At 75.3% G+C, this 7,096-nt stretch carries 8 protein-coding genes; 4 read left to right on the top strand and 4 right to left on the bottom strand.

Annotation, left to right across the window (positions count from 1 at the left end; translation table 11 throughout):
- The first annotated feature begins 39 nt into the window (after nt 1–39).
- Complete coding sequence (locus tag AC13HU_RS27855; RefSeq protein WP_483044714.1) at nt 40–537, top strand: signal peptidase II; 498 nt, start codon at nt 40–42, stop codon at nt 535–537.
- A 260-nt stretch (nt 538–797) separates the two neighbouring features.
- Here AC13HU_RS27855 and AC13HU_RS27850 read toward each other — a convergent pair whose 3' ends face one another.
- The 3 genes from AC13HU_RS27850 to AC13HU_RS27840 all read right to left on the bottom strand — a co-directional run bounded on the left by AC13HU_RS27850 (nt 798) and on the right by AC13HU_RS27840 (nt 2,880).
- Nucleotides 798–1,034, bottom strand: coding sequence for a hypothetical protein (locus AC13HU_RS27850; protein WP_483044713.1), 237 nt, complete (start codon nt 1,032–1,034; stop codon nt 798–800).
- A 267-nt stretch (nt 1,035–1,301) separates the two neighbouring features.
- Entirely contained in the window at nt 1,302–2,270 is a 969-nt protein-coding gene (locus AC13HU_RS27845; protein ID WP_483044712.1) for a GNAT family N-acetyltransferase, read from the bottom strand.
- Nucleotides 2,263–2,880 carry a helix-turn-helix domain-containing protein gene (locus AC13HU_RS27840; protein ID WP_483044711.1) on the bottom strand — a complete coding sequence of 206 codons (618 nt, stop codon included), beginning with the start codon at nt 2,878–2,880 and terminating at the stop codon, nt 2,263–2,265. Before AC13HU_RS27840 ends, AC13HU_RS27845 begins: the two co-directional genes overlap by 8 nt.
- 138 nt (nt 2,881–3,018) lie before the next feature.
- Between AC13HU_RS27840 and AC13HU_RS27835 the strand changes: the two genes are divergently transcribed.
- The 3 genes from AC13HU_RS27835 (at nt 3,019) to crcB (AC13HU_RS27825) (ending at nt 5,345) form a co-directional block, all read left to right on the top strand.
- Nucleotides 3,019–4,311, top strand: coding sequence for a benzoate/H(+) symporter BenE family transporter (locus tag AC13HU_RS27835; RefSeq protein ID WP_483044710.1), 1,293 nt, complete (start codon nt 3,019–3,021; stop codon nt 4,309–4,311).
- Nucleotides 4,312–4,476: 165 nt separating this feature from the next.
- Entirely contained in the window at nt 4,477–4,974 is a 498-nt protein-coding gene (crcB, locus tag AC13HU_RS27830) for a fluoride efflux transporter CrcB (RefSeq protein WP_483044709.1), read from the top strand.
- On the top strand, nt 4,971–5,345 hold the full coding sequence (gene crcB / locus AC13HU_RS27825; RefSeq protein ID WP_483044708.1) for a fluoride efflux transporter CrcB: 375 nt from the start codon (nt 4,971–4,973) through the stop codon (nt 5,343–5,345). The genes crcB (AC13HU_RS27830) and crcB (AC13HU_RS27825) overlap by 4 nt, the downstream gene beginning before the upstream one ends.
- 55 nt (nt 5,346–5,400) lie before the next feature.
- Here crcB (AC13HU_RS27825) and AC13HU_RS27820 read toward each other — a convergent pair whose 3' ends face one another.
- Nucleotides 5,401–6,711 (bottom strand): LCP family protein, encoded by a 1,311-nt coding sequence (locus AC13HU_RS27820; RefSeq protein WP_483044707.1) that lies wholly within the window; start codon nt 6,709–6,711, stop codon nt 5,401–5,403.
- Nucleotides 6,712–7,096: the final 385 nt, after the last annotated feature.

Raw genomic sequence — 7,096 nt, 5'->3', positions numbered from 1 at the left:
TTGCACGGGCATGGACGCGGGAGCACGGGGAGGCGGCCGATGGCGGGCAGCGTGGGCAGGCCGCGGCGGGCACTGTGGATCACGGCCGTGGCCGGGCTCGCGGTGGACCAGGTGACGAAGGCCGTCGCCGCGGTGGCCGTGGAGGGCAAGCAGCCGGTGCACGCGCTGGGCGGCGCCGTGACCTTCACCGCGTTCCGCAACTCCGGCGCGGCCGGCTCCTTCGCCCCGCACGCGACCCCCGTCTTCACGGTGCTGGCCGTCGGCGTGCTCGCCTTCATCACCTGGGCGTCGTCATCCGTGCGGTCGGTCGGCTGGGCGGTCGGCCTCGGCCTGCTCTTCGCCGGCGCCGGCGGCAACCTCGCCGACCGGCTCTTCCGCCACCCCGGGTTCGGCCGCGGCGCCGTGCTGGACTTCATCCAGATCGGCCACTCCGGGATCTTCAACCTCGCCGACCAGTGCGTGACCTTCGGCGCGCTGACGGTACTGGTGCAGACCTTCCGCGGCGTCCCGATGCGGGCGAACAGCCCGGCCCACTGACCCGCGCGCGCCGCCGAACCGCCCCTGAACGGGGGCCACTTGACCGCGGACCCGGGGCGGCGCGGCCCGCGGAACGACCTCCCGGGAACCGCCCCGGTCCGCCTGCCGGGGCGCCGTACCGTCGCCGCCTGCGGGACGGACCGGATCGCGCGCCGGCCGGTCCGCGGCGCACCCAGGCCCAGGTGCAGATGACTCCACCGCACTCCCTGCCGGCGGAACGGGCTGCCGGCGGGGCCGCTTCAGGAGCTTTCGCGGCGCCGTCAGCCGTCCGAGGGGTGGTCCGGGCTGGTCCAGACGTCCGGGCCGCCGCCGTGCCAGACGAACAGGTCGGGGTCGTCGAGGCTGACGGCGTCCGGGTCGAGGCCCGCGCGGCGCAGGAACTCCAGCAGGTCGGCGGGGCCACGGGCGAGCCCGAGTGTCTCCCGGCCGACCCGTATCCGCCGGCCGCCGGGGGCCGGCGGTTCCACGATCACCTGAGTTCCGCGTTCCGCGTCCATGCCCCCAGCCTGCCCACGCGGCGCCACGTGTGCATGTCGGCACGGTAGCGACCGGGGGCCGGCCCGGGTGCGTGCCGGGCGGTCAGGACGGTGCGCCGAAGGCGCGGCGGCACGCCCGGGGGCTGATGCCGGTGGTGCGCTTGAAGCGGTCGCGGAAGGCGGTGGGCGACCCGAAACCGACCATGGGCGCCGATGCGTTCGACGGAGTGCGGGATGCTCCCCGGCGGGTGCCGGGCCCGGCGGACGCGCGGGCCGGGGCGGGCGGCGTCAGCCGGCGGTGAGGACCTTGGCGTAGACCGAGGAACTGCGGCGAACGCTCATGCCGAGGTGCTCGTAGAGATTCAGGGCGCCGGTCTCGGAGTGGGTCCACAGGGTGCAGCCGCGGCGGCCGTGCCGGTGGAAGGCGCGGAAGGTCTCCCGGAGCAGTACCCCGGCGATGCCGCGGCCGCGGTGGTCGGCGCGGACCGCGAGCCGGTCGACGTAGCCCTCGGCCGAGCCCGGCACGTCGAGGGCCACCAGCGCGCCGACCATCTCGCCGCCGGCGAACGCCACGGGTGACATCGCGGGTGCGAACGCGGCCTGTTCGACGGTGAGCCGGGCCCACTCGTCGTACGGCAGGCGGCGCTTCTGCCACTGGCCGAAGGCGTCCTCGACGAGTTGGTGCGCCGCGTGCTCGTCGCCGGGGCGGAACGGCCGTACGGTGACGCCGGCGGGCGGCGCGGGCACCTCGGGTTCGTCGGGCACCGCGATGCCCAGCAGCCACTGCGTCACGAACGGCGCGTATCCGCGTGAGCGCAGCAGCGCGACGGCCGCCGTGTCGCAGTCCTCGGCCGGTTGCGCCAGCCGTACGCCGCCCACCTGACGGGCCCGCGCCTCGGCCCAGTCGAGCAGCAGGCCGCCCAACCCCCGCCCGCGGTGGGCGGGATGGACGTCCGCCTCGCTGCGCCGGCCGCCGTGCACCCACACCCGGCCCACCAGCTCCGGTGCGGGCCCCGGCGCGTGCACGAGCAGCGTGTCGAGCGCCGGATCCAGATCGGGCAGCGTCAGCCGCGCCGCGACGGCGTCGGCGCCGGTCTCCACGCTGCCGAGCAGGTCGCGCTCGCAGGCGGCGACGAGCCGGTGGATCACGCCGGCGTCGGCGGGCGTGGCCGGCCGGGCGCGATACGGCGCGGGAAACCGCGGGAGCGGCGGCGCCGATGGAAGCGGCCCGGGGTGGCCGCCGGGGGTCTCAGGCATGGGCGCTTCCGTCGTGCGGAGACGAGCCGTCGGCCGGGGGCTCGTGCGCGGGGGCGGCCGGGAGGCCGGCGAGCGCGTAGCGGACGAAGAGCACCGCTTCGGCATCGCCGTGCGGCGCGCTGTAGAGGTGCGCGCGGTCGGCCGGCCAGTGTGCGTACTCGCCGGGGCCGGCGGTGATGGGCGCGGCGGGTTCGCCGACGACGGCGGTGCCGCTGAGCACGTAGAGGTGCTCCTCGGTGCCCGGCAGGTGCGGGTCCGAGCGCTGGACCGCGCCGGCGCGGATGTGGATACGGAACACGTCGGTTATGGCGGTCGCGCTTTCGTGCCGCTCGGTGAGCAGCGCGGTGACGGCCTCGCCGCTGGCGTGGGCGCGGGCCCCGCCGGGGGTCAGGAGGGAGCTGAGCGGAGCGGCGAGGACCGAACTGAGCGGCGTGCCGAGCGCGGTGGTCAGCGCGTACAACGTCTCCAGGGTGGGGTTGCGGCGACCGCCCTCCAGCTCCGACAGTGTCGCCTTGCCGACGCCCGAGCGCCGGGCGAGTTCGGACAGCGACAGTCGCCGCTCCTCGCGGAGGGCCCGCAAGCGCCGCCCCACCTGCTCGTTCAGCTCCATCGACCTTCCCGGGGACGCCGGCCCGCGGCCGAAGACGATTGACGGACGCGCTCCGCCCACTCTAGCGTTCCACATACGGAACGTTCCATACATGGAACGGCCGCTGCCCCGCGTGTTCCGATCCTCGGGAAGTAAGCGATGACCACCTCTGCGCCCAGCCGTGCCACAGCACTCATACGCGCGGCCGCGCCCCCTTCCGCGGTCACGGCCGGCCTGGTCACGGTGCTGGTCGGCGTCACCAGTTCGGCCGCCGTCGTGCTCGCCGCGGCCCGCGCCGCGGGCGCCGACTCCGCCGAACTCGCCTCCTGGATGCTCGCGTTGGGGGTCGGCCTCGGCGCCACCGCCATCGGCCTCTCGCTGCGCTACCGGGCACCGGTGGTCACCGCCTGGTCGACCCCGGGCGCGGCGCTGCTGGCCACCGGCCTCACCGGCGCGTCGATGGGCCAGGCGGTCGGCGCGTTCCTGCTGTCGTCCGTGCTCATCCTGATCAGCGGGGTGACCGGCTGGTTCGCCCGGGCGATGGCGTCGATCCCGGTGTCGCTCGCGTCGGCGCTGCTGGCCGGGGTGCTGCTGGAGTTCGGCACCGGGCTCTTCCGCACCATGCACGGCAGCTTCGCCGTCACCTTCCCGATGTTCGCCGCGTACCTGCTCGCCCGGCGAATACGGCCGCGCTACGCCGTACTCGCCGCGCTCCTGGTCGGCATCGCCGCGACCACCGCGGCCGGCGATTGGGGCAGCGCGGCCGGCCACATCCGGCTCACCCCCGCCGCGCCCGTCTTCACCGCCCCCCAGTTCGACTGGCACACCCTGATCGGCGCGGGCCTGCCGCTGTTCGTGGTGACCATGGCCTCACAGAACCTGCCCGGCGTCGCGGTCCTGCGCGGCGACGGCTACGACGTCCCCGTCTCCCCGCTGATCGGCTGGACCGGTGCGGCGGGCGTGGTCCTCGCTCCCTTCGGCGCCTTCGCGCTCAACCTGGCCGCGATCTCCGCGGCCATCTGCACCGGTCCCGACGCCCACCCCGACCGCGACCGCCGCTACCTCGCCGCGGTATGGGCGGGCGTGTTCTACCTGTGCGTCGCGCTGTTCGGCGGGACCATCGGGTCCCTGCTGACGGCGATGCCGCAGGTGTTGGTGCTCGGCACCGCGGGGGTCGGGCTGCTCGGCACCATCGGGAGCTCCCTCCAGGGGGCGCTGGCCGACGAGGGCGACCGTGAAGCCGCCGTCGTCACCTTCCTCGCCACCGCTTCCGGGGTCACCCTGCTCGGTGTCGGCTCCGCCTTCTGGGGGCTGCTCGCCGGGGTCTTCACGATGCTGGTGGCCCGGGTGGGCAAAGCCTCCTTGGTGCCCCGTTCCGTCGGTTCCGCGACCGGCCACCGTGTACCGCAAGGTCCGAGAACCGCAGAACCGGCAGGGCGGGCGGACCGTTAGACTGAGCGGCAGTGGCACCCCTCGGGGCGCCGCGCGGCGGTGGGGCCCGCCGTACCCGAACCGCGGCGAGGATGCCGCCAACGGTCCCTGCTTGCGACGCGCACACCCGCATCGCGCCGAGAGGCGCGGTCATGTGCGCCGTACCGATGCGAGTAGGAGACTCACGTGGCAGACCCGCGCCCGCCCCTCTTCGAGGAGCCGGTCGACTCCGACATCGACCTGCATGTCCCGGATCAGCGCACCGAACTGAGCAGGCATCCGGCCGTGATCCTGGCCGTGATCGCGGTCGGCGGCGCGATCGGCGCGTGCGCCCGCTACGGCGCCGCGCTGCTGTGGCCGACCGCGACCGACGCCTTCCCGTGGACGACGCTCGCGGTCAACGTCGTGGGCTGCGCGATCATCGGCGTGTTCATGGTGCTGATCACCGATGTGTGGACCGCGCACCACCTGGTCCGGCCGTTCTTCGGCACGGGGGTGCTCGGCGGCTTCACCACCTTCTCCACCTACGCGACCGACGTACGCGGGCTGGTCGACCACGGCCATCCGCGCCCCGCGCTGGGCTACTTGGCGCTGACCGTGGCGGCCGCGCTGGTCGCCGTGTGGGCGGGGGCGCACGCGACCCGGCGGATCGTGGCGGCGGCAACGGGCAGGGAGATCCGGTGAACTGGCTGCTCGTCATCGTCGGCGCCATGGTGGGCGCCCCGTTGCGCTACCTCACCGACCGCGCCGTGCAGGCCAAGCACGACACCGCCTTCCCGTGGGGCACCTTCGCGGTGAACGTCAGCGGGTGCGCGGTGCTCGGCCTGGTCGGCGGGGCCGCGGCCGAGGGCGCCGCCTCCGCCCACCTGCAACTCCTGCTCGGCACCGGGCTCTGCGGCGCCCTCACCACCTACTCGACCTTCTCCTACGAGACGTTGCGGCTGGCCGAGAACCGTGCCCGCTTCTACGCGACCGCGAACGTCGTCGGCAGCATCACCGCGGGACTGGGCGCCGCGTTCACCGGCACCGCGCTGGCCCAGGCGTTCTGGGGCTGACCGCCAGGAAGATCCCCGGCCCGGTGCGACGGCGGGGATCGGCGCACGGCGGGGGTCAGCGCGCCGACACCGGGATGTGCGGGGTGGCGGCGTAGGCCGCGGTGGGGTTCATCGCGGTGCCGTGCACGGTGACCGTGGCGGCGGTGGCGACCTTCACGCAGGCCGGGCCGGATGACCGTTTCGCCTGATGCGACCCGCCGGCGGCAGGCGCGGCGGAGGCGTCGGGCCCGTCGAAGGACTCGTCGACGCGGGACGACCCCTGGGCCTTGGCCTTGCGCGGCGGTGCGTCGTCGGCGATCGCGGCGAGGACACCCCGGGCGGTGGGCGCCGGAACCACGTGGGCGTTGTCGTCCGGGTCGGGCACCGTCGGCATCGTGGCGTAGCCGACCTGGGCGGAGGGGACCTTGCGCACGTCGTCCGCGAGCCCGATCAGCTTGGGAACGGAGGCCAGACCGGGGTCTACGGTGAGCGCCTTGGTGGCCGTGTCGGCCAGCGACAGCATCCCGGCCGGGTCGGTGAGCGAGCCGCTGCGCCGCAGCCGCGTGCCCAGCGCGCTCAGGAAGAGGTGCTGCGCGGCCGTACGCCCCAGGTCGCTGCCGTCGCCGAACGCGTGCCGGGTGCGCAGGAACGCCAGCGCGGCCTGGCCGCGCAACTCGTGGCGGCCGCGGGCCAGCTTCAGATGCGAGTACGGGTCGTACATGTTCTGGTTCACGCACACCGGCACCCCGCCGACCGCGTCGGACATCCGCACCACGCCCGCGAAGTCGGCCATCACGAAGTGGTCGATGGGGATACGGGTCAGCGCGTGCACGGCCGCGACGGTGCAGCCGGGGCCGTACTGGAGCGTGGAGTTGACCGGGCCGCGGTGCGCGGCGGCGGTCCCGCCCTTCGGGGTGCGGCAGGCGGGCAGGTCGGTGACGGTGTCGCGGGGGATGCTCAGCACCGTGGCGTGCGAGCGGTCGGCCGACAGGTGCAGCACCATCGCCACGTCCGCGTTGCGCCCCGGGCCGCAGTCACCGCCGAGCTTGCAGTCCGCCGCGTCCGCACGGGTGTCGGAGCCGATCACCAGGACGTTCACCGGCGTACGGCCGAAGGCGTCCGGCCGCTCGTGGCCCGCGTCCCCGCCGATGCCGCCGAACAGCGGCATGTCCCGGATGTTGCCGTTCAGCCGCAGGTAGACGAGCGCGCCCCCGCCCGCCGCCACCAGCACCGCCAGCGACAGTCCGAAGGTCAGCCCGCGCAGCACCCAGGAGCGGCGCCGGACCGCGGCCGGGAGCAACGGACGTGCCGGCCACACCCGCTCGCCGCGCGCCGGCCGCCGCAACGGACCGCCGGCCGTCCCGCGCTGCTGCTGCCCCTCGGCCATGGTTGTGCACGTCCTCGCGTCCGTCGCCCGCGCACCGGTCGGCCCGCCGCCACCAGCGCAGTTGCAGTATCACCCACGGTGCACGGGAAACCGCGCTCCGTATCGGCGGGGGTGTCGCGCCCGCCGGACGCGCCCTTCGCGCGCCGGACCGGGCCGACTACGGTGGACGTGACGGGATGAGACGGCACGGGGACGGCGCGGAAGGCGGCACCGGGGAGCGGCGGGCGATGGCGGGGACCGCCCGGGCGACCCCCGGCCGCCGTGAACACGGAGGCGGCCATGCGCAATGCGGACCCGGGCCCTGGCGCGCCCTTGAGCGCCGATCCGCCGGCGGATCCCGGCGGGGGCACGGGCGTTGACCCGGACCCGGGCGGGGGCGTTGGCC

It is taken from the genome of Streptomyces sp. NH27 (genome assembly GCF_056859195.1).
The sequence above is the reverse complement of the archived record's forward strand: the minus strand, read 5'-3'. Positions and strand labels throughout refer to the sequence as shown.

Excerpts from the sequence above, each read along its gene's own strand:
- AC13HU_RS27820 (WP_483044707.1), bottom strand. The coding sequence starts at position 6,711 with ATGGCCGAGGGGCAGCAGCAGCGCGGGACGGCCGGCGGTCCGTTGCGG.
- AC13HU_RS27850 (WP_483044713.1), bottom strand. The coding sequence starts at position 1,034 with ATGGACGCGGAACGCGGAACTCAGGTGATCGTGGAACCGCCGGCCCCC.
- AC13HU_RS27840 (WP_483044711.1), bottom strand. The coding sequence starts at position 2,880 with ATGGAGCTGAACGAGCAGGTGGGGCGGCGCTTGCGGGCCCTCCGCGAG.
- AC13HU_RS27835 (WP_483044710.1), top strand. The coding sequence starts at position 3,019 with ATGACCACCTCTGCGCCCAGCCGTGCCACAGCACTCATACGCGCGGCC.
- AC13HU_RS27855 (WP_483044714.1), top strand. The coding sequence starts at position 40 with ATGGCGGGCAGCGTGGGCAGGCCGCGGCGGGCACTGTGGATCACGGCC.
- AC13HU_RS27845 (WP_483044712.1), bottom strand. The coding sequence starts at position 2,270 with ATGCCTGAGACCCCCGGCGGCCACCCCGGGCCGCTTCCATCGGCGCCG.